22 protein-coding genes are annotated in these 23,592 nt (G+C 71.5%); 14 read left to right on the top strand and 8 right to left on the bottom strand.

What is annotated here, in order from left to right:
• Positions 1-313 precede the first annotated feature (313 nt).
• Positions 314-1,546, bottom strand: a complete 1,233-nt coding sequence (locus tag OG892_RS30725) for a cell wall metabolism sensor histidine kinase WalK (protein WP_073737664.1) — start codon at positions 1,544-1,546, stop codon at positions 314-316.
• 5 nt (positions 1,547-1,551) lie between these two features.
• Positions 1,552-2,205 carry a response regulator transcription factor gene (locus OG892_RS30720; RefSeq protein WP_018551468.1) on the bottom strand — a complete coding sequence of 218 codons (654 nt, stop codon included), beginning with the start codon at positions 2,203-2,205 and terminating at the stop codon, positions 1,552-1,554.
• A gap of 394 nt (positions 2,206-2,599) precedes the next feature.
• Between OG892_RS30720 and OG892_RS30715 the strand changes: the two genes are divergently transcribed.
• Positions 2,600-2,773 carry a hypothetical protein gene (locus tag OG892_RS30715; protein ID WP_185092415.1) on the top strand — a complete coding sequence of 58 codons (174 nt, stop codon included), beginning with the start codon at positions 2,600-2,602 and terminating at the stop codon, positions 2,771-2,773.
• A 114-nt stretch (positions 2,774-2,887) separates the two neighbouring features.
• Here OG892_RS30715 and OG892_RS30710 read toward each other — a convergent pair whose 3' ends face one another.
• Both OG892_RS30710 and OG892_RS30705 read right to left on the bottom strand, forming a co-directional pair.
• On the bottom strand, positions 2,888-3,706 hold the full coding sequence (locus tag OG892_RS30710) for an inositol monophosphatase family protein (protein ID WP_371630775.1): 819 nt from the start codon (positions 3,704-3,706) through the stop codon (positions 2,888-2,890).
• Between the two features lie 39 nt (positions 3,707-3,745).
• Positions 3,746-4,873: a ferrochelatase gene (locus OG892_RS30705; RefSeq protein ID WP_328695392.1), complete on the bottom strand. Its 1,128-nt coding sequence runs from the start codon at positions 4,871-4,873 to the stop codon at positions 3,746-3,748.
• A 265-nt stretch (positions 4,874-5,138) separates the two neighbouring features.
• Between OG892_RS30705 and OG892_RS30700 the strand changes: the two genes are divergently transcribed.
• Positions 5,139-6,386 (top strand): MFS transporter, encoded by a 1,248-nt coding sequence (locus OG892_RS30700; protein ID WP_073737667.1) that lies wholly within the window; start codon positions 5,139-5,141, stop codon positions 6,384-6,386.
• Positions 6,343-7,665, top strand: a complete 1,323-nt coding sequence (locus OG892_RS30695) for a D-arabinono-1,4-lactone oxidase (RefSeq protein ID WP_073737668.1) — start codon at positions 6,343-6,345, stop codon at positions 7,663-7,665. The genes OG892_RS30700 and OG892_RS30695 overlap by 44 nt, the downstream gene beginning before the upstream one ends.
• 13 nt (positions 7,666-7,678) lie before the next feature.
• Here OG892_RS30695 and OG892_RS30690 read toward each other — a convergent pair whose 3' ends face one another.
• The gene (locus OG892_RS30690) at positions 7,679-8,800 is read right to left on the bottom strand and encodes a hypothetical protein (protein ID WP_371630774.1); all 1,122 of its coding nucleotides are present in this window, start codon (positions 8,798-8,800) and stop codon (positions 7,679-7,681) included.
• 496 nt (positions 8,801-9,296) lie between these two features.
• Here OG892_RS30690 and sepH point away from each other — a divergent pair, with 496 nt between their 5' ends.
• Positions 9,297-10,355 carry a septation protein SepH gene (gene sepH, locus OG892_RS30685; protein ID WP_073737670.1) on the top strand — a complete coding sequence of 353 codons (1,059 nt, stop codon included), beginning with the start codon at positions 9,297-9,299 and terminating at the stop codon, positions 10,353-10,355.
• A 103-nt stretch (positions 10,356-10,458) separates the two neighbouring features.
• On the opposite strand, the gene OG892_RS30680 is transcribed toward sepH, so the two are convergent.
• Positions 10,459-11,289: a sulfurtransferase gene (locus tag OG892_RS30680; protein WP_371630773.1), complete on the bottom strand. Its 831-nt coding sequence runs from the start codon at positions 11,287-11,289 to the stop codon at positions 10,459-10,461.
• A gap of 233 nt (positions 11,290-11,522) precedes the next feature.
• Between OG892_RS30680 and OG892_RS30675 the strand changes: the two genes are divergently transcribed.
• The gene (locus OG892_RS30675) at positions 11,523-12,299 is read left to right on the top strand and encodes a VOC family protein (RefSeq protein WP_371630772.1); all 777 of its coding nucleotides are present in this window, start codon (positions 11,523-11,525) and stop codon (positions 12,297-12,299) included.
• A 58-nt stretch (positions 12,300-12,357) separates the two neighbouring features.
• Here OG892_RS30675 and hypB read toward each other — a convergent pair whose 3' ends face one another.
• Both hypB and OG892_RS30665 read right to left on the bottom strand, forming a co-directional pair.
• Positions 12,358-13,149 (bottom strand): hydrogenase nickel incorporation protein HypB, encoded by a 792-nt coding sequence (gene hypB, locus OG892_RS30670; RefSeq protein WP_328865187.1) that lies wholly within the window; start codon positions 13,147-13,149, stop codon positions 12,358-12,360.
• A gap of 3 nt (positions 13,150-13,152) precedes the next feature.
• A complete protein-coding gene (locus OG892_RS30665; RefSeq protein ID WP_327339388.1) occupies positions 13,153-13,482 on the bottom strand; it encodes a hydrogenase maturation nickel metallochaperone HypA in 330 nt (109 codons plus the stop codon).
• Positions 13,483-13,740: 258 nt separating this feature from the next.
• Between OG892_RS30665 and OG892_RS30660 the strand changes: the two genes are divergently transcribed.
• The 9 genes from OG892_RS30660 to hypF are packed head-to-tail and all read left to right on the top strand — an operon-like array spanning position 13,741 to position 23,589.
• On the top strand, positions 13,741-14,796 hold the full coding sequence (locus OG892_RS30660; protein WP_073737779.1) for a hydrogenase expression protein HypE: 1,056 nt from the start codon (positions 13,741-13,743) through the stop codon (positions 14,794-14,796).
• A gap of 47 nt (positions 14,797-14,843) precedes the next feature.
• Positions 14,844-16,637 (top strand): nickel-dependent hydrogenase large subunit, encoded by a 1,794-nt coding sequence (locus OG892_RS30655; protein ID WP_073737675.1) that lies wholly within the window; start codon positions 14,844-14,846, stop codon positions 16,635-16,637.
• Complete coding sequence (locus OG892_RS30650; protein WP_371630771.1) at positions 16,637-17,578, top strand: NifU family protein; 942 nt, start codon at positions 16,637-16,639, stop codon at positions 17,576-17,578. The genes OG892_RS30655 and OG892_RS30650 overlap by 1 nt, the downstream gene beginning before the upstream one ends.
• Positions 17,575-18,228 carry a DUF5947 family protein gene (locus OG892_RS30645; protein WP_199884488.1) on the top strand — a complete coding sequence of 218 codons (654 nt, stop codon included), beginning with the start codon at positions 17,575-17,577 and terminating at the stop codon, positions 18,226-18,228. The genes OG892_RS30650 and OG892_RS30645 overlap by 4 nt, the downstream gene beginning before the upstream one ends.
• Positions 18,225-18,908, top strand: coding sequence for a DUF6084 family protein (locus OG892_RS30640; protein ID WP_371630770.1), 684 nt, complete (start codon positions 18,225-18,227; stop codon positions 18,906-18,908). Before OG892_RS30645 ends, OG892_RS30640 begins: the two co-directional genes overlap by 4 nt.
• The gene (locus OG892_RS30635) at positions 18,905-20,362 is read left to right on the top strand and encodes a hypothetical protein (protein ID WP_371630769.1); all 1,458 of its coding nucleotides are present in this window, start codon (positions 18,905-18,907) and stop codon (positions 20,360-20,362) included. The genes OG892_RS30640 and OG892_RS30635 overlap by 4 nt, the downstream gene beginning before the upstream one ends.
• Positions 20,359-20,478, top strand: coding sequence for a hypothetical protein (locus tag OG892_RS30630; protein WP_371630768.1), 120 nt, complete (start codon positions 20,359-20,361; stop codon positions 20,476-20,478). Before OG892_RS30635 ends, OG892_RS30630 begins: the two co-directional genes overlap by 4 nt.
• Before the next feature lie 13 nt (positions 20,479-20,491).
• Positions 20,492-21,037, top strand: coding sequence for a hydrogenase maturation protease (locus tag OG892_RS30625; protein WP_073737679.1), 546 nt, complete (start codon positions 20,492-20,494; stop codon positions 21,035-21,037).
• 2 nt (positions 21,038-21,039) lie between these two features.
• The gene (gene hypF, locus OG892_RS30620) at positions 21,040-23,589 is read left to right on the top strand and encodes a carbamoyltransferase HypF (protein WP_371630767.1); all 2,550 of its coding nucleotides are present in this window, start codon (positions 21,040-21,042) and stop codon (positions 23,587-23,589) included.
• Positions 23,590-23,592: the final 3 nt, after the last annotated feature.

Raw genomic sequence — 23,592 nt, 5'->3', positions numbered from 1 at the left:
CTCACATCAAGGTCTGTTACTCAATCGACACCCAAAAGGACCGCTCGATAGCGATCGGCTTGGGTGGCGATGGGGACCGTACACGGTCCCGGCGGCGCCGTTGACCGGCGCCACCCCGTGTACTTCCCGTGATAATGACCCCCGAAAACCCCGACTTTTGCCGGATTTCCGGTGGGGGCCCTGATCACGGAGCGTGGACGGCCGTAAATTCGCTCTTGTGATCGATCACACACGGGCCGTCCGGGATCGGGTCCCGAAAATTCCGCTCAAAGCGAACAAAATAATCCGGGTGCGAATCGCTCCGTCCGGCCTGTCAGACAGGCAGTGAGACGCGCATCACAAGACCACCACCCTCGCGGGGCTCCGCGATGATACGGCCTCCGTGAGCGCGCGCGACGGACCGCGCGATCGACAGGCCGAGCCCCACCCCCTTGTCGCTGCCCGTCCGCTCGGTACGCAGCCGCCTGAAGGGCTCGAAGAGGTTGTCGATCTCGTACGCGGGCACCACGGGTCCCGTGTTCGAGACGACGAGCAGGGCCTGGCCAGGCAGAAGCTCGGTGGTGACCTCGACCCAGCCGCTGTCGGGGACGTTGTAGCGCACCGCGTTCTGTACGAGGTTCAGCGCGATCCGCTCCAACAGGACGCCGTTGCCCTGGACCACGGCGGGGGCCAGCCCACCGCGCATCTCCACGCCCTTGGCCTCGGCCTCCGCCCGGGTCTGGTCGAGGGCGCGCGAGGCGACCTCCGCGAGGTCGACGGGTTTGCGCTCGACGATCTGGTTGTCGCTGCGGGCGAGCAGCAGCAGGCCCTCGACCAGCTGCTCACTGCGCTCGTTGGTGGCCAGCAGGGTCTTGCCGAGCTGCTTGAGCTCCGGGGGTGCCTGCGGATCGGAGAGGTGGACCTCCAGCAGCGTGCGGTTGATCGCCAGGGGCGTGCGCAGCTCGTGCGACGCGTTCCCGACGAACCGCTGCTGCGCGGTGAAGGCCCGCTCCAGCCGGTCCAGCATGTCGTCGAAGGTGTCGGCCAGCTCCTTCAGCTCGTCGTCCGGGCCGTCCAGCTCGATGCGCCTGGACAGATCCGTGCCGGCCACCCGGCGGGCGATACGGGTGATCCGGCCCAGCGGCGAGAGCACCCGTCCGGCCATCCCGTACCCGAAGGCGAAGGCGATGATGCTCAGCCCGACGAGGGCCAGCAGCGACCGGTTGAGCAGCGTGTCGAGCGCCTGCTGACGCTGGTGGTTGACGCAGGCGTTCATGGCGGCGTTGAAGGTCTCGACCGACGCCTTCGCCGGCAGGTTGCAGATGTCGCTGGTCACCGAACCGTTGGCGATCTTGAACGGCAGCTCGCTGCCCACGTGCAGGGCCTGCGCGGCCAGCATGTAGATGATCGACAGCAGCAGGATGCCGGCGATCAGGAACATGCCGCCGTACAGCAGGGTGAGGCGTATCCGGATCGTCGGGCGCAGCCAGGGGTACGGCGGCTCCTGCTGCTTGGGCTCCCAGGTGGGCTTGGGGGGCGCCGTCGGTGGCGGCTGGACTGTGGGCACCGGCGTCAGATCCGGTAGCCGGAGCCGGGCACGGTGACGATCACGGGCGGCTCACCGAGTTTGCGCCGCAGGGTCATGACGGTCACCCGGACGACGTTGGTGAAGGGGTCGGTGTTCTCGTCCCAGGCCTTCTCCAGGAGCTGCTCGGCCGAGACCACGGCGCCCTCGCTGCGCATCAGGACCTCCAGCACCGCGAACTCCTTGGGCGCGAGCTGGACCTCCTGATCGCCCCGGAAGACCTCCCGGCGGTTCGGGTCGAGCTTGATCCCGGCACGCTCCAGGACGGGCGGCAGGGCGACCGTCGTGCGGCGCCCGAGGGCGCGTACCCGTGCGGTCAGCTCGCTGAAGGCGAAGGGTTTGGGCAGGTAGTCGTCGGCGCCGAGCTCCAGGCCCTCCACCCGGTCACTGACGTCTCCGGAGGCGGTGAGCATGAGCACCCGGGTCGGCATGCCCAGCTCGACGATCCGGCGGCACACGTCGTCGCCGTGCACCAGGGGGAGGTCGCGGTCCAGCACCACGACGTCGTAGTCGTTGACCTCGATGCGTTCCAGTGCCGCCGCACCGTCGTACACGACATCGACGGCCATGGCCTCCCGGCGCAATCCGGTGGCCACCGCATCGGCGAGCAGCTGCTCGTCCTCCACGACGAGTACGCGCACGGCGCTTCCTTCCTTAGAACTTCCACAACAGAGCCGCACAGTGTCCGAAAGCGACCGGCGGAACGTTCGAATCGGACCGTCGGACGGTGATCCGGGCCGCGACCGGGCCCGGTCTGTGCGCCTCCATCCTGCCCGTAACGCGTATAAACCGGCGGTAAGACGGCGCGGTCCCACCTGCGGCTTCCCGGAAGGCGGTGGTTTTCCGGGCCAGTTGAGGTTTCTCTGAGGGTGAGGCTGGGGAGGACGATTCCACACCCGCGATCACGTCTCGTATCTGGCGTACCACTGGCCCCTCCGTTCCTCCGGAGGCTGCGTGATCACCCGCCCTACCGCTTCGGCGGAGGGAAACCCGGGCACACCCCCGTGCCACCGACCCACGATGAGGGGGCGCCTCATGGACGCTTTCACCGCAGGTCTGCTGCAACGCATCCAGACCACCGAGTCCGACCTCACGAAAGCCCGCGAGACGGGCGACGACTTCCTCGCGGACGTCGAGCAGAGCGAGCTGGAGGACCTGCACCGCCTCGCCGCGGAGCACGGAGTCCACATCGGCGCCACAAGCGTCTGAGCCGTTACGAGAAGGCCCCGCGGTGCCGTACCGGCATCAGCGGGGCCTTCTTCGTTCCGATGCCGCCCACGGGCCGCACAGCGGCTTCCGGGCGGGTCGGGCGGGTCGGGCGGGTCAGTCGTGCCAGGCGCCGAGCTCCTCCAGCAGGGACTGCAGCGGTTCGAAGACGCCCGGTGACCCGGCCACCGTCAGACCGCCGTCGGCGGGCGTCCCCGGCCGCCCGCCGGTCAGCGCACCGGCCTCCCTGGCGATGAGGTCACCGGCCGCCAGGTCCCACGGGTGGAGGCCGCGCTCGTAGTAGCCGTCGAGGCGGCCCGCGGCGACGTCGCAGAGGTCGATCGCGGCGGAACCGCCACGCCGGATGTCCCGAAGGCGCGGGATCAGCACCCGGACCACGTCGGCCTGGTGCGCGCGGACGTCGGCGACGTAGTTGAAGCCGGTCGAGACGAGTGCCTGGTCGAGCGGCGGGGCGGGCCGGCAGCGCAGGGCGGCACCGTCCCCGTAGGCACCGCCCTTCGCGTACGCGCCGCCGCCGAGGACCGCGTGGTAGGTCTCCCGGCGCATCGGGGCCTCCACCACGCCCACGACCCGCTCGCCGTCGCGTTCGGCGGCGATGGACACGGCCCAGGTGGGCAGCCCGTACAGGTAGTTCACGGTGCCGTCGAGCGGGTCGATCACCCAGCGGACGCCGCTGGTGCCCTCGGAGCTGGCGCCCTCCTCACCGAGGAAGCCGTCCTGGGGGCGGCGCTCCGACAGGAAGCCGGTGATCAGCTTCTCGGCCGCGATGTCCATCTCGGTGACGACGTCCACCGGGCTGGACTTGGTCGCGGCCACCCCCAGATCGGCGGGGCGTCCGTCGCGCAGCAGCGCGCCGGCCCGGTGGGCGGCGTCCAGGGCGAGGTCGAGCAGTTCGGACAGCAGGGGGTCGGTCACGGCGCTCCCGGAGGTGTGAGGGGTACGGATCGAATCGCTCTACGCGTAGGGGCTGTCGGCGCCCGCGGCGGCCGGTTTGAGGGCACGGGCCGGGCAGCAGCCGACGGGGCACAGGTCGTGGCTCGGCCCGAGCGCCCCGAGCGCACACCGCTGCGGGTCCCGGCCCTGTTCGGTGGCGGCGCGCTCCAGCACGAGTTCGCGCACCGCCGCCGCGAAGCGGGGGTCGGCGCCGACGGTCGCGGACCTGCGGACCGGCAGACGGAGCTCTGCGGCCTTCGCGGTGGCCTCGGTGTCGAGGTCGTACAGGACCTCCATGTGGTCCGAGACGAAGCCGATGGGCGCCATCACGACGGCGGGAACGCCGTCGCTGTGCAGCAGCTCCAGGTGATCGCAGATGTCGGGTTCGAGCCACGGGATGTGCGGGGCGCCGCTGCGCGACTGGTAGACGAGCTGCCAGGGGTACTCGACGCCGGTCCGCTCGCGGACGGCCCCGACGATCACCCGGGCCACGTCGAGGTGCTCCGCGACGTACGCGCCGCCGTCGCCGTGCGTCTCCCGCGGTCCGGAGGAATCGGCGGCGGAGGTGGGGATCGAGTGTGTGGTGAAGGCGAGGTGCGCCCCGGCCCGTACGTCCTCGGGCAGGTCGGCCAGGGAGGCGATCACGCCGTCCACCATCGGCTCGACGAAGCCGGGGTGGTTGAAGTAGTGCCGCAGCTTGTCGACGCGCGGCACCGGCAGCCCCTCGGCCTCCAGGGCGGCCAGCGACTCGGCGAGGTTCTCGCGGTACTGCCGGCAGCCGGAGTAGGAGGCGTAGGCGCTGGTCGCCAGGACGGCGATGCGACGGCGTCCGTCCCGGACCATCTCGCGCAGGGTGTCGGTCAGGTAGGGCGCCCAGTTGCGGTTGCCCCAGTAGACCGGCAGGTCGAGTCCGTGATCCGCGAAGTCCTTGCGCAGGGCGTCGAGCAGCGCCCTGTTCTGGCCGTTGATCGGGCTGACCCCGCCGAACAGGAAGTAGTGCTTGCCGACCTCCTTCAGCCGCTCCTCGGGGATACCCCGGCCGCGGGTCACGTTCGCCAGGAACGGAACCACGTCGTCCGGGCCTTCGGGACCCCCGAAGGAGAGCAGCAGCAGGGCGTCGTAGGGAGCGGGCTCACGCAGATCGGACATGGCATCGATCCTGCCACCCGCCCCCCGCGCCGCTCCCACCGACATCCGCCCCGCACCTCCCCCGGCCGCTCCCACCGACATCCGCCCCGCACCTCCCCCGACCGCTCCCACCGACATCCGCCCGCGCCTCCTCCGGCCTCCCGCGGCCGGGTCGGCGTCGCGCCCCGCACGGCCCCGTCGGCGGTCACAGTGAGGCCGTAAGCTGTGCAGGCCTTATTCACCCCTGACACCGCGTGTGACCGCACCACGCGTACCGGAGTACCCCGTGCCCAGTCCCTACCGCGCGATCTTCGCCGCCCCCGGCTCCAAGGGGTTCTCCTCGGCCGGCTTCCTCGGCCGGATGCCGTTGTCCATGATGGGCATCGGCGTGGTGACCATGGTCTCCCAGCTGACCGGCCGTTACGGGCTGGCGGGCGCGCTCTCCGCGACTCTGGCGATGGCCGCCGCCGTGGTGGGACCGCAGATATCCAGGCTGGTCGACCGGTACGGGCAGCGCCGGGTACTGCGCCCGGTGACGCTGGTCGCGCTGGCGTCGGTGACCGGTCTGCTGGTCTGTGCGCAGCAGGGGCTGGCGGACTGGACCCTGTTCGTGTTCGCGGCCGGTGCCGGATGCGTCCCCAGCGTCGGCTCGATGGTCCGGGCCCGCTGGGCGGAGATCTACCGGGGCTCGGCGCGGCAGCTGCACACCGCGTACGCGTGGGAGTCGATCGTCGACGAGGTGTGCTTCATCTTCGGCCCGATCATCTCGATCGGTCTGTCCACCGCCTGGTTCCCCGAGGCGGGTCCGCTGCTGGCCGCCGGATTCCTGCTGGTCGGCGTCTTCTGGCTGACCGCGCAGCGGGCCACGGAGCCGGTGCCGCATCCACACGCGCGGCACACCAGGGGTTCCGCGATGAGCTCCCGCGGCCTCCAGGTCCTCGTGGTCACCTTCGTGGCGACCGGGGCGATCTTCGGGGCGATCGACGTGGTGACGGTGGCCTTCGCGGAGGAGCGCGGCCACAAGGCCGCGGCGAGCCTCGTACTGGCCGTGTACGCGCTGGGTTCCTGCCTCGCCGGGGCGGTGTTCGGCCTGCTGCACCTGAAGGGCAGGCCGTCCGGCCGGTGGCTGGTGGGAGTGTGTGCGATGGCCGTGAGTATGATCCCCCTCCAACTGGCCGGGAACCTGCCGTTCCTGGCCGTGGCGCTCTTTGTCGCGGGCCTCGCCATCGCACCGACGATGGTCACCACCATGGCCCTCGTCGAACAGCACGTACCGCGCACGAGACTGACCGAGGGCATGACCTGGACCAGCACCGGGCTCGCCGTAGGTGTGGCGCTCGGCTCCTCGGCCGCCGGCTGGGTGGTCGACGCGTCCGGGGCCAAGGCGGGGTACGCGGTGCCCGCGGTGGCGGGGGCGATCGCGGCCGCGGTGGCGTTCCTGGGGTACCGCCGGCTCAGTGGGCCGGTTCCTACGGAAGGGCGCGGGGAAGATGACCGACACCTACGCACGGACGGCGACGAGCGCTTGGCGTAACTGGGCGGGGAACGTCACCGCCCGTCCGGTACGGACCGTGTCACCCGCCTCCGTGGAGGAGCTGGCCGAGGAGCTGCGCCGGGCCTCTGAGGACGGCATCAAGGTGAAGCCGGTGGGCACCGGCCACTCCTTCACCGCGACCGCGGCCACCGACGGGCTGCTGATACGCCCAGAGCTGCTCACCGGCATCCGGGAGATCGACCGTGCGGCGATGACGGTGACCGTCGAGGCCGGCACCCCGCTGAAGCGCCTGAACACCGCGCTGGCCCGCGAGGGCCTCTCGCTCACCAACATGGGCGACATCATGGACCAGACGGTCGCCGGGGCCACCTCCACCGGCACCCACGGCACCGGCCGTGAATCGGCGTCGATATCCGCGCAGATCCGCGCCCTGGAGCTGGTCACGGCGGACGGCACGGTGCTGACCTGTTCGGCGACCGAGAACCCTGACATCTTCGCCGTGGCGCGGATCGGGCTCGGCGCCCTCGGCGTCATCACGGCGATCACCTTCGCCGTGGAGCCGGTCTTCCTGCTGGCCGCCCGCGAGGAGCCGATGGCCTTCGACCGGGTCACGGCCGACTTCGATCAGCTGGTGACCGAGAACGAGCACTTCGAGTTCTACTGGTTCCCGCACACCGGCAACTGCAACACCAAGCGCAACAACCGCAGCGCGGGCCCCGCGGCCCCGCCCGGAAAGGTCAGCGGCTGGATCGAGGACGAGCTCCTCTCCAACGGGATCTTCCAGGCGGCCTGCGCCCTCGGCCGGGCGGTACCCGCCACGATCCCCTCGATCGCCAAGCTCTCCAGCCGCGCCCTGTCGGCCCGCACCTACACCGACATCCCGTACAAGGTCTTCACCAGCCCGCGCCGGGTGCGGTTCGTGGAGATGGAGTACGCCCTGCCGCGCGAGGCGGCCGTGGAGGCGCTGCGCGAGGTCAAGGCGATGGTGGAGCGTTCACCGCTGCGGGTCAGCTTCCCGGTGGAGGTGCGTACCGCCCCCGCCGACGACATAGCGCTCTCCACGGCCTCGGGCCGGGAGAGCGCGTACATCGCCGTCCACCTCTATCGGGGCACGCCCTACCAGGCGTACTTCACGGCGGTGGAGCGGATCATGACCGCCCATGAGGGCCGCCCGCACTGGGGCAAGGTCAACACCCGTGACGCCGGTTACCTCGCAGGGGTGTACCCGCGCTTCGGAGAGTTCACCGCGGTCCGGGACCGGCTGGACCCGGACCGCCTGTTCGCCAACGACTACCTGCGCCGGGTCCTGGGCGACTGACCGCCGCGCCCGCTCACTCCCCGGTGTCCGTGCCGGCCGGCGGGTCCTGCTGCGCCGGGGCGCTGCCCGTGCCCGCCGGGTCGGGGGCGGTGCTGCCGCCGTCGCCGGTCTCCGACGGGGTGGGGGTGGGCGGCGCCGGGTCGGCCGCGGAGTCCGACGGGGTGGGCGTGGGTGCCGGGTCCGTCGCCGGGCTCTCGCCCCGGTCCGTCTCCGGGCTCCGGCTCTGTCCGCCCGGCTCCTGGCCGGTGCCTGGGGTGGAGCTGCCGCTCCGGTCCGGGGTGGGCCGGTCGTCCTGGCCGGGGTCCGTGCTGTGCGACGGCGCCGGGTCTGCGGGCGCCGATCCGCGCTCGCCGCGTACGACGGAGCCCACGGTGGTTCCCTGACCGCCGCTCAGGTCGTTGCCCGAGACCAGCTCGAACGTGGTGATCCCGGCCATCGAGACGGCGAACACCACGGCGGCCCCGAGCGCCGAGCGCTTCCAGCCGCGGATCCGGGTGCCGTGCGTGGTGGCCTGCGTGAACTCCTCGTCCCCGGCCCCGGGAGCCGTCGCGAGCGGCCGGGTTCCGTCGACCGCTCTGATCAGCTGGGTGCGCCCGGGGTCCTGCGACACCTTGCGCAGGACGGTGGTCGCGTCCGCGGCACGCAGGACGGTGGTGGCGTCCACGGCGCGCAAAACGGTGGTCGCGTCCGCCTCCTGGGGCGCGTCGGTCGCCGCGTCCGGCCGGCGCAGGAGCGTCGTGGCGTCCATCGCGGGCGGTACCGCGGCGGCATCGGCGGATCCGGCCGCCTCACGCAGGGCGACTTGCGTCTCGGGGGTCCCCCACGTCCCGTCCGGGTCACCGGCGTCACGCGTCTGGCGCGCATACACGGTCACCTCACGGTCCGGGTGCTTCACCTGGACCGTGACCTCGCGGATCTGCTCACCCGTACGACGGAAGAAGTGCTGGAAGACCGAGCCCCCGCAGGTGGCCACGATGCTCATCACTCCGGCGCCGAGAATCGTTCCGTACACGCCCAGTTGTGAGGCCGCCACCGCCGCCGCGACCGCCGCGACGGCACTGCCCGCGACCTGGGGCAGGCTGAGATCGATCCGCCTTTCTCTGGGTTCTATGTCACTTTCCGGCTTCTGCACCATTTCCAGCCCTTGATTGACATCGCTCCCACCATGCAACAGAAGGGACATTTGAGCGAAGCCGATAGTTCCGTTTACGGTGATTCTGTGAAGCAGGACACGCGAGAGGGACATCCCGCCTCCAACGGGGCGGCTCAACTCCCGTACCTCGCGAGAACTTCAGCGGCGCGGCGGTCCACCCACATGGCCCGAATGGAGTACTGTGGCGAGCCCTGGGGCCGGACTCCCGCGTGGAAGTCCGGAACCTTCGGGAGGGGGCCGAAGGAGGCACTCGATCCGGCGGCGCCGCGGCATCGCACGGGGGCCGGCTGCACAGAGTGACCAACTGATACTTTGTGTTGTGCAAGAGGTCACCGTGCCATACCGGCGATCAAGGGCTCACGCCCGACACGCCGGGCAACACGGCAATGTTGTGGCAGGCTGCACCCGGGCAGGTCACACTCGACTAGCGGAAGCAGCGACGCACGTGACGTCGGCAGGCACCACCCGGGAGGTCCCCATGCCCGAACTGCGTGTCGTGGCCGTCTCCAACGACGGCACACGACTGGTGCTCAAGGCTGCAGACAGCACGGAGTACACCCTCCCGATCGACGAGCGGCTGCGAGCCGCCGTGCGCAACGACCGCGCACGGCTCGGCCAGATCGAGATCGAGGTGGAGAGCCACCTCCGTCCCCGCGACATCCAGGCCCGGATAAGGGCCGGCGCGTCGGCGGAGGAAGTCGCCCAGTTCGCCGGGATCCCGGTCGACCGCGTCCGCCGCTTCGAGGGCCCCGTACTCGCGGAGCGCGCCTTCATGGCCGAGCGCGCCCGGAAGACGCCGGTGCGCCGCCCCGGCGAGAACACCGGACCCCAGCTCGGCGAGGCGGTGCAGGAGCGCCTCCTGCTGCGCGGCGCCGACAAGGAGACCGTGCAGTGGGACTCCTGGCGCCGCGACGACGGCACCTGGGAGGTCCTCCTGGTGTACCGGGTCGCCGGTGAGCCGCACTCCGCGAGCTGGACGTACGACGCCCCGCGCCGGCTCGTTCAGGCGGTGGACGACGAGGCGCGCTCGCTGATCGGCGAGACCGACGACGTCGCCGCGCCCGAACCGAGTTTCCCGTTCGTCCCGCGGATCGCCCGGCTGCCGCGCGACCGGCCGCTGGACCGCGCCCTGGACCGCCAGATCGAGCGCCCCGCGCCGCCTCCGCCGCCCGAGCCGGAGGAGCGCATCGGCGGGGTCACCGCGAGCGAACGCGATTCGCTCACGAGCCTCCTGGAGGCCGTGCCCAGCTTCCGGGGCGACATGGTCGTACCGGAGCGCCCCGCACCGCCCGAGCCGCCGGCGATCGAGCCGGCCGCACAGGAGCCGGAGGCCGAGGAGCCGCCGGCCGCCTCCGCGGGCGCCGGTTCCGCCTACGCGGATGTGCTGATGCCCCGCGCGGTGGCCGGTCACCGCGACCGGCTGACCGGCACGACCGACCGGCAGGCCGAGGCGGACGGCGTCCGGCCGGGCCGCCGGGCCGCGGTGCCGAGCTGGGACGAGATCGTCTTCGGCACGCGCCGCAAGAAGCAGGACTGACCGGGGTGACCGCCGCATGACGGGGGCCCGTACGCGCTTGCGTACGGGCCCCTTCACGCTGCGTGGGCGGAACCCCGCCTCCCGGTTACGGCCCGCCGTCCCGTTACCGGGGCTCGGGGCCCGTGGCGACCGGCCGGATCTCGTCGGCCGACCACTGCGACCAGGAGCCCGCGTAGAGAGCAGCGGTGAACCCGGCGACCTCCAGGGCCAGCACCTCGTGCGCGCCCGAGACGCCCGAGCCGCAGTAGACACCGACGTCCACGGCGTCCCCGTCGGCACCGAGCCCGGTGAAGCGTGCGGCCAGCGTCTGCGCGGACAGGAAGCGCCCGTCCGCCCCGACGTTCTCCACCGTGGGGGCCGAGACCGCGCCGGGGATGTGCCCGCCCACCCGGTCGATCGGCTCCACATCGCCCCGGTAGCGCTCGGCGGCCCGCGCGTCGAGCAGCAGGCCGGAGCTCGCCAGGGCCGCCGCGCCGTCCGCGTCCAGCAGCGGCAGCGCCCCCGGCTCCGGCACGAAATCGCCCTCGGCTGGGGCCGGGGTCTCCTTGGACAGCTCGCCGGTCCAGGCTGCGAGACCGCCGTCCAGCACCCGGACGTCCCGGTGCCCCGTCCAGCGCAGCAGCCACCAGGCGCGGGCCGCCGCCCAGCCCTGGCCGCCGTCGTACACGATCACCGAACTGTCCCGGCCGACCCCGGCGCGGCGCATCACGGCGCCGAATTGCGCCGGCTCCGGAAGCGGGTGGCGGCCCCCGCTGCCCGCCGGGCCGGCGAGTTCGCTGTCCAGATCGACGTAGACCGCCCCGGGGATGTGCCCGGCCTCGTAGTCGGGCCGGCCGGGCGGACCGCCCAGTTGCCAACGTACGTCCAGGAGCACCGGCGGCCGAGGCCCCGCCGACTCGCTCACACATTCGGATGCAGAGATGATGGGCTTCATGGGAGCCATCCTCGCGCAGTGGCCTGCCAGCCCGTAACAAAGACGAAATGGTCGTACCGGCACAAAGCGGAACCTCGTCCGTCGAGATCACGGAAAGTGCGGCGCGGCCGGGGCGCATCGAGCGCCGGGTGGTGCAAGCATCTGCACGGGGCGTACACATCCCGTACCGCACGACGGCGCGCAGGCCCCGTTCCCCCGTACGGCCACCACGATGGTCCGAGGAGATAGTGACGATGACCGAGGCTGCCGCGCGGCGTACACCCGGAACACCTTGCTGGGTGAGCCTGATCGTGCACGGCCTGGACACGACCCAGAACTTCTACGCCGAACTGTTCGGCTGGGAGTTCGGACCGGGCCCGGAGCAGCTGGGCCCGTACGTCCGGGCGCTGATCGACGGCGAGGAGGTGGCCGGCATCGGGCAGCTCTCTCCCGACCGGCACCTGCCGATCGCGTGGACGACCTACCTGGCCACCGACGACGCCGATCTCACGGCGGAGGCGATCCGTGCCTGCGGCGGCACGGTGGGTGTCGGGCCGCTGGACGCGGGCGAGGCGGGCCGGATGGCCATCGCCTCCGACCCGGGAGGAGCCGTCTTCGGGATCTGGCAGGCCGCCCGGCACATCGGCACCTCGCCGGCCGGAGCACCCGGAATGCCGGTCTGGAACGAGCTGGTGACCCGGGAGACGGCGACGGTCGCCAAGTTCTACCAGGCGGTCTTCGGCTACGAGACGGAGGCCGTGGTCTCGGCCGACTTCGACTACCAGACCCTGCACCTGAACGGCCGCCCGGTGGCGTCGCTGCACGGGGTCGGCCACGGCCTGCCGAGGGACCGCGGCCCGCACTGGATGACGTACTTCGAGGTCGCCGACACGGACGAGGCCGCGCAGCAGGTGGTGGAGCTCGGCGGGCACATCCTCCAGGCACCCAGGGAGGGCGCCTCCGGCAGGGTCGCGACGGTCGCCGATCCCGAGGGTGCGGCGTTCACGATCGTGCGGTCCGCGAAGCGCTGAGGCGGAGGCGGAGAGGCCGGCGGCCGCGCCGGCCCCCCGCGTTCCCGGACAGCAGGCGCTACCGCTGCGCCGCGAGCCAGTCGTACCAGTGGCTCAGGCCCTCGCCGGTGGTCGCGGAGACCGTCAGCACGCGCACGTCCGGGTTGACCGAGCGCGCGTGCCGCGTGCACTGCTCGACGTCGAAGTCGACGTAGGGCAGCAGATCGGCCTTGTTGATCAGGATCAGGTCGGCGGCGGCGAACATGTACGGGTACTTCAGCGGCTTGTCCGTGCCCTCGGTGACCGAGATGATCACGGCCTTGGCGCGCTCGCCCAGGTCGAACAGGGCGGGACAGACGAGGTTCCCGACGTTCTCCACCATGAGCAGTGAGCCCTCGGCCGGGGACAGCGCGGTCAGCGCGTCCCACATCATCTCCGCGTCCAGGTGGCAGCCGGCCCCGGTGTTCACCTGCACCACGGCGCAGCCGGTGCGGCCGATCCGGTCGGCGTCGAGCCGGGTCTCCTGATCGCCCTCGATGACGGCCACCGGGCGGCGGCCGGCGAGATCGGTGATGGTGCGTTCGAGCAGGGTGGTCTTGCCGGCACCGGGTGAGCTCATCATGTTCACGGCCACGACGCCGCGCTCCGTCATCCACGTCCGGTTGCGCTCCGCGAGGAGGTCGTTCTTGGCGAGCACCCGCTGCTCGATGGTGACGGTCTCGACGGCGCCGTCCGGCCGAAGGCCAGCGTGCGGGTGCGGATGTCCGTGCGGGTGCGGGTGCGGATGGCCGTGATCCGCTCCGTCGTCCTCGCGCAGCATCGTGATCCGGGTCCCGCCGGACTCCTCGGAACAACCGCAGGTGCCACACATGGTTCAGCCCACTCTCATGGAGACGATCTGCAGTTCCTGTCCCGATGTGATCTCCACATCCGCGCTGCCGCAGGGACACAGCAGAATCAGGTCGGTCAGGGTGAATTCGACAGCGCAGGTACGGCAGCGGCCGGCTCCGGGCGGCTGCTCGATCTCCAGCTCGGCGCCCTCCGCGGCCGTTCCCTCGGTGACCAGGCCGAAGCAGAAGCGCATCGAGTCCGGCACCACGGCGGTGAGGACGCCGACGCGGACCCGGACCGTGCGGACCGGGCGCCCCTCGGCGCGCTCGCACACCGAGTCGACGACGCTCTGCGTGATGGCCAGCTCGTGCACCGGTGCCTCGTCCTTCCTGGGGTGGCTCCGACCGTAGGGCGGCGGCGGGCCCCGTCCGTGCCCGACCGGACCGGTGCCCGGCCGGATCACCCGACCGGTCCACCACCCTGCGGTCATTCGGCCCCCGGGAATGGGCGGCCCGCGAATTCCCCGTGTTGCCGGTCCACCCGAATCGGGGCGTGATGGTAGCAATGTGCGCGTACCCATCCGTGGGGGCCGATGGCCCGGTGGGCCATCATCCTGAAAGGCGGCACTTCCATGCCGACAGAGGAAGCGGTAAAAGCGGAGGACACCCTGATCCACGTTCTGTGGATCAACGCGGGACTGAGCTGTGACGGCGATTCCGTTTCGCTGACAGCGGCCACTCAGCCGAGCATCGAGGAGATCGCGCTCGGCGCCCTGCCCGGACTTCCGAAGATCGCCGTCCACTGGCCGCTCATCGATTTCGAGTGCGGTCCCAACGGCGGTGCCGATGACTTCCTCGAATGGTTCTTCAAGGCCGACCGGGGGGAACTCGAACCGTTCGTCCTGGTCGTCGAGGGATCCATTCCGAACGAGCAGTTGCACGACGAGGGGTACTGGTGCGGATTCGGCAACGACCCCGCCACCGGTCAGCCGATGACCACCAGCGAGTGGCTCGACCGGCTGACCCCGAAGGCCACCGCGGTCGTCGCGGTCGGCACCTGTGCGACGTACGGCGGCATCCACGCCATGGCGGGCAACCCGACCGGTGCGATGGGCGTGCCCGACTACCTGGGCTGGGACTGGAAGTCCAAGGCCGGCATCCCGATCGTGTGCGTCCCCGGGTGCCCGATCCAGCCGGACAACCTGTCGGAGACGCTCACCTACTTGCTCTACATGGCGACGGAGCAGGCGCCGATGATCCCGCTGGACGACGCGCTGCGGCCGACGTGGCTGTTCGGTTCGACGGTGCACGAGGGCTGTGACCGGGCCGGGTACTACGAGCAGGCCGACTTCGCGACGGAGTACGGCTCGCCCAAGTGCATCGTCAAGCTGGGCTGCTGGGGCCCCACGGTCAAGTGCAACGTGCCCAAGCGCGGCTGGATGAACGGCATCGGCGGCTGCCCCAACGTCGGAGGCATCTGCATCGGCTGCACCATGCCGGGGTTCCCGGACAAGTTCATGCCGTTCATGGACGAGCCCCCGGGCGGAAAGCTCTCGACCAACGCGGTCGGGCCGTACGGGTCGACGATGCGGCGGCTGCGCCACATCACCACCCACACCCTGGACCGCGAACCGAAATGGCGTAAGCCCGGCAGGGAACTCACGACCGGCGCCACACGCACCTGGTAAGTGACCGCGTAAATCACCGCAACAAAAAGAAAGATGAGGCGGCGCACATGACCGCGACGCAAGCCAAGGGTGCCCGGGGAGGCCAGGGAAAGAACGACCTGGTCGAAATGGCGTGGGACCCCATCACCCGGATCGTCGGCAGCCTGGGCATCTACACGAAGATCGACTTCAAGCAGAAGGTGGTGGCCGAGTGCCACAGCACCAGCTCCATCTTCCGCGGCTATTCGGTCTTCATGAAGGGAAAGGACCCGAGGGACGCGCACTTCATCACGAGCCGCATCTGCGGAATCTGCGGTGACAACCACGCCACGTGTTCCTGTTACGCGCAGAACATGGCGTACGGGGTGAAGCCGCCGCACCTCGGTGAATGGATCGTGAATCTCGGCGAGGCCGCGGAGTACATGTTCGACCACAACATCTTCCAGGAGAACCTGGTCGGGGTCGACTACTGCGAGAAGATGGTCGCGGAGACCAACCCCGGGGTGCTGGAGCAGGCCAACCGCACCGAGTCCCCGCACGCCGAGGCCCACGGGTACAAGACCATCGGCGACATCATGCGGTCGCTCAACCCGTTCACCGGCGAGTTCTACCGCGAGGCGCTCCAGGTCAGCCGGATGACCCGGGAGATGTTCTGCCTGATGGAGGGGCGGCACGTCCACCCCTCCACCCTGTATCCGGGCGGCGTCGGCACCGTGGCGACCATCCAGCTGATGACGGACTACATCACCCGGCTCCAGCGCTACGTCGAGTTCATGAAGAAGGTCGTGCCGATGCACGACGACCTCTTCGACTTCTTCTACGAGGCGCTGCCGGGGTACGAGCAGGTCGGCAACCGGCGCATCCTGCTGGGCTGCTGGGGCTCGTTCCAGGACCCGGAGCACTGCAACTTCGAGTACAAGGACATGACCGACTGGGGCCGGAAGATGTACGTCACCCCCGGCATCGTCGTGGACGGCAAGCTGGTCACCACCGACCTGGTGAAGATCAACCTCGGCATCCGGATCCTGCTCGGCTCCTCGTACTACAACGACTGGGACGAGCAGGAGACGTTCGTGTCCCACGACCCGCTCGGCAATCCGGTCGACCGGCGCCACCCGTGGAACCAGCACACCAACCCGCAGCCCCAGAAGCGGGACCTGGACGACAAGTACAGCTGGGTCATGTCGCCCCGGTGGTTCGACGGCAAGGACTACCTGGCGCTCGACACGGGCGGCGGGCCGCTCGCGCGGCTCTGGACGACCGCGCTGGCCGGACTGGTCGACATCGGCTACATCCAGGCCACCGGTCACAGCGTCAAGATCAACCTCCCCAAGACCGCGCTCAAGGGCCCGGTGGAGCTGGAGTGGCACGTCCCGAAGTGGAGCAACACCATCGAGCGCAACCGGGCGCGCAGCTACTTCCAGGCGTACGCCGCCGCCTGCGCGCTGCACTTCGCGGAGAAGGCGCTCGCGGAGATCAGGTCCGGGAACACCAAGACCTGGGAGAAGTTCGAAGTCCCGGAGGAGGGTGTGGGCTGCGGGTTCACCGAGGCGGTGCGCGGAGTGCTCTCGCACCACATGGTGATCCGGGACGGCAAGATCGCCAACTACCACCCGTACCCGCCGACCCCGTGGAACGCGAGCCCTCGCGACACTTACGGCACGCCGGGCCCGTACGAGGACGCCGTGCAGGGGCAGCCGATCTTCGAGGAGAACGACCGGGAGAACTTCAAGGGCATCGACATCATGCGCACGGTGCGCAGTTTCGACCCCTGTCTGCCGTGCGGCGTGCACATGTATCTCGGCGAGGGCAAGAAGCTGGAACTCCTGCACTCCCCCACCCAGTCCGCGGGCAGCGAGTGATGGCGCGGGAGGACCTCCCGCCGGAGCCCGACTGGCGGGCCACCGGTGACCGCATCGACACCCTGATCGCCGCCAGCGGCTCGGGCGGCGCGATCGCCCGCGAGCGCAGCGAGGAACTGGTCCGGCTGGTCGTCGACTTCTACGGCGCGGGTCTTGAGCGGCTGCTCGACCTCGTGCACGAGCAGGGGCGGCTGGACGACGACGTGCTGGCCGCGCTGGCCGGTGACGATCTGGTGGCCAGTGTCCTGCTGGTGCACGGGCTGCACCCGTACGGCGTGGAGACCCGGGTCGAGCAGGCGCTGGAGAGTGTGCGGCCGTATCTCGGGTCGCACGGCGGCGATGTCGAACTGCTCGCCGTCACCGAGGAGGGCACCGTCCGGCTCCGGCTGCTGGGCAGTTGCGACGGCTGCCCGTCGTCCTCCGTCACGCTCAAGCTGGCCGTGCAGGGCGCGGTGGAGGCGGCGGCTCCGGAGATCACCTCGATCGAGGTCGAGACGGCGGCGGAGGAGTCCGGGGCGGCGGGGCCGCTGGTGCCGGTGGACTCGCTGTTCGCCAGGCTGCACACGGACGCCGGGGCGGTCGCCGGGGACGGCGCGTCCTGGGAGGTCGTCCCGGAGCTGTCCGCGCTGGAGTCCGGCGCGGTGGCCCGGGTCGAGGTCGGCCGGATGCCGGTGGTGGCCTGCCGGGTGGGTACGGACCTCTTCGCCTTCGAGGACCGGTGCGCGCGTTGCGAGCGGCCGTTCGAGGGTGCGGCGCTGGCGCGGCGGCTGGGTGGTGGCTCGGGGGACGCGATCCTGCGCTGCGGCGGCTGCCGGGCGCACTACGACGTGCGGCGGGCGGGTGTCTGCCTCGACGAGGACGGTGTCCATCTGGCCCCGTTGCCGCTGCTCGCGGAGGGCGGCGAGGTCTCCGTCTCGGTGCCCGTGACGGTGGCGCCGTGATCGCGGCCGGCCGTTCCGCCTCCCCGGCGTCCACGCTGCTGCGCCTGAGCCGGGACCGGCCGCCGCCGGCCGCCGGGGAGCGCTGCGAGATGTGCGCGGAGCCGATCGGGGAAGAGCATCCCCATGTGGTGAACCTCGACAGCCGCGCTCTGATGTGCGGCTGCCGGGCCTGCTACCTGTTGTTCACCGACGAGGGGGCGCGGTTGCGCTACCGGGCGGTGCCCGAGCGCTATCTGCACTTCGCCGGGCTGACCGTGGACGGGCGGGCCTGGGACGAGCTGCAGATCCCGGTCGGGCTCGCCTTCCTGTTCCGCAACTCCGTGCAGGACCGGATGGTCGCGTTCTATCCGGGCCCGGCCGGGGCCACCGAGTCGGAACTGCCGCTGGACGCCTGGGAGGCGGTGGTCGAGGCGAGCCCGGTGCTGGCCGGTCTGCGTCCCGATGTCGAGGCGCTGCTGATCAGGCGTACGGCGGACAGCGGCGGATCGTGCCATCTGGTGCCGATCGACGCCTGCTACGAGCTGGTGGGGCAGTTGCGCACGCTGTGGCGCGGCTTCGACGGCGGCTCGGAGGCGCGCACCGCGATGGACGCCTTCTTCGCCCGGGTGGCGGACCGCAGCCGTCCCGCCGAGGGGGTCGGGGCGCCGTGAACGACTTCGCGTTCTCCGTACTCGACATCTTCGCCGAGCCGTACGCGGCCTCGCCGCAGCTGACGGCGAGGCTGCGGATCGAGGAGCGGACGGGCCGGCGCATCCACGCCGTCGCGCTGCACTGCCAGGTCCGGATCGAGCCGCAACGGCGCCACTACGACGATGCCGAACAGAGCGGTCTGCACGCCCTGTTCGGTGGCCGGGAGCGCTGGACGGACACCCTGAAGCCGTTCCAGTGGATGAGCTGCGACACCACGGTGCAGGGGTTCAGCGGGGCGACGGAGGTCGATCTCGCGCTGCCCTGCACCTACGACTTCGACGTGATCGGCTCCCGCTATCTGCACGCCCTCGGTGAGGGTTCGGTCCCGCTCGCCCTGATGTTCTCCGGCACGGTCTTCACCCGGGGCAGCAAGGGCTTCGGGGTCGAGCAGGTGCCGTGGGACTGCGAGGCCCGGTACGCCATGCCGGTCGAGGTGTGGCGGCGCATGGTGGCGGCGCACTTCCCGAACACCGGGTGGATCAGGCTGGACCACGAGGTGCTGGCGCGCTTCGCGGACTTCCGGGCCCGGCGCGGGCTGATCAGCTGGGACGAGACGGTCCAGGCCCTCCTGGCCGGGCACGACGAGGTGGGCCCTGTGGGCGTTGAACCGGCACGTCACGACGAGGTGGTCCCGCGATGAGTCTCGACCAGGTGCGTTCGATCGCGGACGCCGTCCTGTACGAGGGATATCTGCTCTACCCGTACCGGGCGAGCTCGAACAAGAACCGCTCGCGCTGGCAGTTCGGGGTCCTCGGCCCGCCGAACGCGGAGGCGGCGAGCTTCGGTGAGCAGCCGGGGATGGCGACGCAGGTCCTGCTGGCACCGCACGACGGGCCGGCCGCGGTCACCGTGCACCTGCGCTTCCTCCAGCTCCAGGTCCGCGAGGTGTGGGCGCCGGACGCGGACGGGGCGGAGCAACCGGTCGACCGGCTGACCGTCGACGGGGCCGAGGTGCTGTCCTGGGACGAGGCGGTCGAGCGGGAGGTCGTGCTGGCCGCGCTGCCGCTGGGCGAGGCGGTGGACACCGTCCACGCGGTCCCCGGCGGTGAGCACAGCGAGCCGCTCACCGACGCGCGGGGCGCCGTGGTGGGCCGGATCGTGCGGCGGCGGCTGCCGCTGACGGTGGGTATCCGCACGGACAGCGTCGTGGACGACGGGTACACCCGCCTCTCGGTGGCGGTGCGCAACGAGCACCCGGAGCCGGCGGCCACCAAGGACGCCGCGATCCGGGCCTCGCTGATCGGCGCGCATCTGCTGCTGCGGGCGCACGACGCGGAGTTCGTCTCGCTGCTCGAACCGCCCGCCGGGGCGGCGGCCGCGGCGGGGCGCTGCCGGCAGAACAGATGCTGGCCGGTGCTCGCCGGTCCGAAGGGGACGACGGACGTCCTGCTCGGTGCGCCGATCATCCTGTACGACTACCCGGAGGTCGCCGAGCAGAGTCCCGGCGCCCTGTTCGACTCGACCGAGATCGACGAGATTCTGACCCTCCGGGTGATGACCATGACGGAGGCGGAGAAGGCGGAGGCGCGGGCCACCGACCCGCGGGCCCGGGAGATCATCGACCGGTGCGACTCCATGTCGCCCGCCGGGCTCCAGGAGCTGCACGGGCTGCTGCGCGACCCGCACCTTCCGCAGCCCGCCGCTCTCGCGGAGCCCGCGGGGGACGTGGGGTTCGTGGCCGGTGCGGGGCCGGTGGCCGACGTGGGGCCCTCGGTCGGCGGGCGGGAGGTGGAGCCTTCCGCCTTCGACACCTCCGGCGCCCCGTGGTGGGACCCGGCGGCCGATGCCTCGGTACGGCCGGGGAGCGACGCGGTGGTGATCGACGGGGTCCGGGTGGCCAAGGGCAGCCTGGTCCGCGTCCATCCGTCCCGGCGGGCCGACGCGCAGGACCTGTTCTTCGCCGGCCAGGTGGCCCGGGTGACCGCGGTGCTCTCGGACGTGGACGGCGGTACGCACGTCGCCCTGGTCCTCCTCGACGACCCGGCCTCCGACCTGCACGACTGGTACGGCCGCTACTTCTACTTCGCACCCGACGAGCTCACACCGCTGACCGTCGAGGAGACGGCGCGGCACCGAGAGGAGAACCGATCATGAAGACCCTGGGCATCATCACCGCCGGCCTGGCGGCGGCCGTGGCACTGGTCGCCGTGGGCGTCGGCATCAAGTCGATCCCCGACGTCCGCCGCTATCTGCGCATCCGGTCGATGTGAGTCGCCGGCGCCGATGACGACGACGAGCGAACCGGGCACGGCCACGCGGGTACTGGTGGCCGGCATCGGCAATCTGTTCCTCGGTGACGACGGCTTCGGCCCCGAGGCGGTCCGCCGGCTGGCCTCCGACGGCGGACTGCCGCCGGAGGTACGGGTGGTGGACTACGGCATCCGGGGCATGCACCTCGCGTACGACCTGCTGGACGGGTACGACGCGCTGGTGCTGGTCGACGCGTACCCGGGTGGCGGCGCGCCCGGGGAGCTGACCGTGCTGCGTATCGGCGCGGAGGACCTCGGTACGGGTGAATTCGACGCCCATGGGATGAATCCGGTCGCTGTCCTCGCAAACCTGGATCAATTGGGCGGTACTCTTCCGCTCACTTACCTCGTCGGCTGCACACCCGCCGGAGTCGAGGAGGGCATCGGGCTCAGTAAGGCCGTCGAGAACGCGCTGCCCGAGGCCGTCCAGACCGTGCACACCCTGGTCCGGCAGCTCGTGCCGGACCGGCCACCCGTACCGACCGCGTCCGTGAAAGGCGCCGAACCCCGGAGATCCTGATCATGTGCCTGGGCATTCCTGGTCGCGTCGTGGAGATCGTCGACGGGTATGCGGGCCAACTGGCTCTGGTCGATGTCGAGGGCGCCAGGCGCCGCGTCAACATCGGCATGCTGGACGAGGCACCCGGTTGCGACGACTGGGTGCTTCTCCACATGGGCTTCGCCGTCGAGCTGATCGACCGGGCGAAGGCCCGCGAGGCACTGTCGGGTCTGGAGATGATGGGCCGGGGCCGGGCGGAGCGGATCCGGCGCAGGTTCGAGGTGTGCGGGGTCGTGCAGGGGGTCGGCTTCCGGCCGTTCGTCTACGTCACCGCGTCCGAGCTGATGCTCACGGGCACGGTGACGAACACCGGCGACGGGGTGCTCGCCGAGGTCGAGGGCGACGCGGACGCGGTGGAGGAGTTCGGCCGCCGGCTCCGTAGCGACGCCCCGCCGCTCGCGGTCGTCGTGGACGTGCGCACCAGCGAACAGCCGGTCCGCGGCGGTACGGGCTTCACCATCGTGGAGTCCGGCGGGGGCGGCCGCTCCAGGACGCTCGTCTCACCGGACACCGCGACCTGCCGGGACTGCCTCGACGAGCTGGCCGACCCGGCGAACAGGCGCTACCGCCACCCCTTCATCACCTGTACGCACTGCGGCCCCCGGTTCACCATCGTCACCGGCCTCCCGTACGACCGGGCCGCCACCACGATGGCGGACTTCGAGATGTGCGGGGCCTGCCGGGCGGAGTACGAGGACCCGGGTGACCGGCGCTTCCACGCCCAGCCGATCGCGTGCCCCGACTGCGGGCCCCGGCTCGAACTGGTCGGCGGCGACGGGGTGTCCCGCTGCCGCGACGAGGACGCGCTGCGGGCCGCCCGGGAGCTGCTCGCCGACGGCGGGATCATCGCGGTCAAGGGGCTCGGCGGCTACCACCTGGTGTGCGACGCGCGCGACGACGCGGCCGTGGCCGAGCTGCGCCGGCGCAAGCGGCGCGGCGGCAAGCCGTTCGCCGTCATGGTGGCCGGGCTCGACGTGGCCCGGGAGCTGGTGACCGTGACGGCCGGGGACGAGGAGCTCCTGACCGGTGGCCGCCGGCCCGTCGTCCTGCTCCCCCAACTGGATGCGGGCAGGCCCGGTGTGTCCCCCGCGGTGGCGCCCGGGAGCCCCGACCTCGGGCTGCTGCTTCCGTACACGCCCCTGCACGTGCTGCTCCTCGGCATCGGTGACGACCGGCCCGGCCCGGACGCGCTGGTGATGACGTCGGCCAACCTGTCGGGCGAGCCGATCGTCACCGACGACGCGGACGCGCTGACCACGCTGGCGCCGCTGGTCGACGGCTGGCTGCGGCACGACCGGCGCATCCAGGTGCCGTGCGACGACTCGGTCAGCCGCTGGGTGGCCGGTGCCGAGCTGCCGGTCCGCCGGTCGCGCGGATACGCCCCGCTGCCCATCGCGCTGCCCTTCGACGTGGAGCCGACGCTCGCCGTGGGCGCCGATCTCAAGAACACCTGCGCGCTGGGCGAGGGCCGTTACGCCTGGCTGAGCCAGCACATCGGTGACATGGACGACCTGTCCACGGTGGAGGCGCTGACCAGGACGGAGAAGCACCTGGAGGACCTCACCGGGGTGGCGCCCGTCCGGCTGGTGGCCGACCGTCACCCCGGTTACCACTCCGCCGGGTGGGCCCGTGCGCACGCGGCCGGGCGGCCGGTGCGCACGGTCCAGCACCACCACGCGCACATCGCCTCCGTGATGGCCGAGCACGGTCTGGGCGCGGGCGAGCGCGTGATCGGCATCGCCTTCGACGGCACCGGCCACGGCGACGACGGGGCGGCCTGGGGCGGCGAGGTCCTGGTGGCGGACTACGCGTCCTTCCGCAGGGCCGCCCACCTGGCTTACGTACCGCTGGCCGGGGGCGACGCGAGTGTGCTGCGCCCGTACCGGATGGCTCTCGCCCACCTGCACGCGGCCGGTGTCCCCTGGGACGCGGACCTGCCCCCGGTCGCGGCGTGCCCGGCCGCCGAACGCGAGGTACTGGCGCATCAGTTCGCCACCGGGTTCGGCTGCGTGCCCACGTCGGGCATGGGCCGGCTCTTCGACGCCGTCGCGTCGCTGGCCGGCCTCCGGCACGAGGTGGCGTACGAGGCGCAGGCCGCCATGGAGCTGGAGGGGGCGGCGCGCGGCGCACACGGACTCCCCGCGGCTCCCGAGGGCGGCTACCGCTTCGCGATCCGGCCCGGGGCGGGCGAGGAGCCCGCGATCGCGGATCCGGGCCCGGTCGTGCGGGCCGTGGTGTCCGACGTACGGGCGGGCGTCCCCACCGGGCTGATCGCCGCGCGCTTCCACGCGTCCGTCGCCGCGCTGATCACCGAGCTCGCGGACCTCTGCCGTACGCGCACCGGTCTGGGCACCGTGGCCCTGGGCGGCGGGGTCTTCCAGAACGCCGTACTGCTCGAAGCGGCGCAACAGGGCCTGGCGGAGCGGGGATTCACCGTACTGCGGCCGAGGCTGCTGCCCCCGAACGACGGCGGGATCGCACTGGGCCAGCTCATGATCGCCGCGGCGGGCTGACCG

The organism is Streptomyces sp. NBC_00341, from assembly GCF_041435055.1.
Classification (GTDB): Bacteria; Actinomycetota; Actinomycetes; order Streptomycetales; family Streptomycetaceae; genus Streptomyces.
This window is presented reverse-complemented; position numbering and strand designations above follow the sequence as displayed.

Excerpts from the sequence above, each read along its gene's own strand:
- OG892_RS30695 (WP_073737668.1), top strand. The coding sequence starts at position 6,343 with ATGACCGACACCTACGCACGGACGGCGACGAGCGCTTGGCGTAACTGG.
- OG892_RS30715 (WP_185092415.1), top strand. The coding sequence starts at position 2,600 with ATGGACGCTTTCACCGCAGGTCTGCTGCAACGCATCCAGACCACCGAG.
- hypB (WP_328865187.1), bottom strand. The coding sequence starts at position 13,149 with ATGTGTGGCACCTGCGGTTGTTCCGAGGAGTCCGGCGGGACCCGGATC.
- sepH (WP_073737670.1), top strand. The coding sequence starts at position 9,297 with ATGCCCGAACTGCGTGTCGTGGCCGTCTCCAACGACGGCACACGACTG.
- OG892_RS30675 (WP_371630772.1), top strand. The coding sequence starts at position 11,523 with ATGACCGAGGCTGCCGCGCGGCGTACACCCGGAACACCTTGCTGGGTG.
- OG892_RS30635 (WP_371630769.1), top strand. The coding sequence starts at position 18,905 with ATGAGTCTCGACCAGGTGCGTTCGATCGCGGACGCCGTCCTGTACGAG.
- OG892_RS30625 (WP_073737679.1), top strand. The coding sequence starts at position 20,492 with ATGACGACGACGAGCGAACCGGGCACGGCCACGCGGGTACTGGTGGCC.
- OG892_RS30660 (WP_073737779.1), top strand. The coding sequence starts at position 13,741 with ATGCCGACAGAGGAAGCGGTAAAAGCGGAGGACACCCTGATCCACGTT.
- OG892_RS30655 (WP_073737675.1), top strand. The coding sequence starts at position 14,844 with ATGACCGCGACGCAAGCCAAGGGTGCCCGGGGAGGCCAGGGAAAGAAC.
- hypF (WP_371630767.1), top strand. The coding sequence starts at position 21,040 with ATGTGCCTGGGCATTCCTGGTCGCGTCGTGGAGATCGTCGACGGGTAT.
- OG892_RS30650 (WP_371630771.1), top strand. The coding sequence starts at position 16,637 with ATGGCGCGGGAGGACCTCCCGCCGGAGCCCGACTGGCGGGCCACCGGT.
- OG892_RS30690 (WP_371630774.1), bottom strand. The coding sequence starts at position 8,800 with ATGGTGCAGAAGCCGGAAAGTGACATAGAACCCAGAGAAAGGCGGATC.
- OG892_RS30630 (WP_371630768.1), top strand. The coding sequence starts at position 20,359 with ATGAAGACCCTGGGCATCATCACCGCCGGCCTGGCGGCGGCCGTGGCA.
- OG892_RS30705 (WP_328695392.1), bottom strand. The coding sequence starts at position 4,873 with ATGTCCGATCTGCGTGAGCCCGCTCCCTACGACGCCCTGCTGCTGCTC.
- OG892_RS30680 (WP_371630773.1), bottom strand. The coding sequence starts at position 11,289 with ATGAAGCCCATCATCTCTGCATCCGAATGTGTGAGCGAGTCGGCGGGG.